Raw genomic sequence first — 254 nt, forward strand, 5'->3', positions numbered from 1 at the left:
CGTGGAGACAGGGGTGATGGGCGCCAGTCCACATCGCCTGATCGTGATGCTCTACCAGGGGGCACGCAAGGCCGTTGCGCAGGCGCGCATGCATCTGCAACAGGGCGACATCGCGGCGCGCGGCGAGGCGATCGGCAAGGCTATTCAGATCATCGGCGACGGGTTGCAGCAGGCGCTCAACGTCGAAGCCGGCGGTGAAATCGCGGAGCGTCTTCATGCGCTCTATAGCTATATGACTCGGCGACTGCTCGAGG

The 254-nt window shown here is 64.2% G+C and carries 1 protein-coding gene; it reads left to right on the plus strand.

Features of this window, described 5'->3' with window-relative positions:
* Window position 1 precedes the first annotated feature (1 nt).
* On the plus strand, window positions 2–254 hold a 253-nt coding region (gene fliS / locus SB771_RS35780; RefSeq protein ID WP_410722139.1), incomplete at its 3' end, for a flagellar export chaperone FliS.

Origin of the sequence: Burkholderia sp. SIMBA_051, assembly GCF_046534915.1 — a bacterium.
Taxonomy (GTDB): domain Bacteria; phylum Pseudomonadota; class Gammaproteobacteria; order Burkholderiales; family Burkholderiaceae; genus Burkholderia; species Burkholderia ambifaria.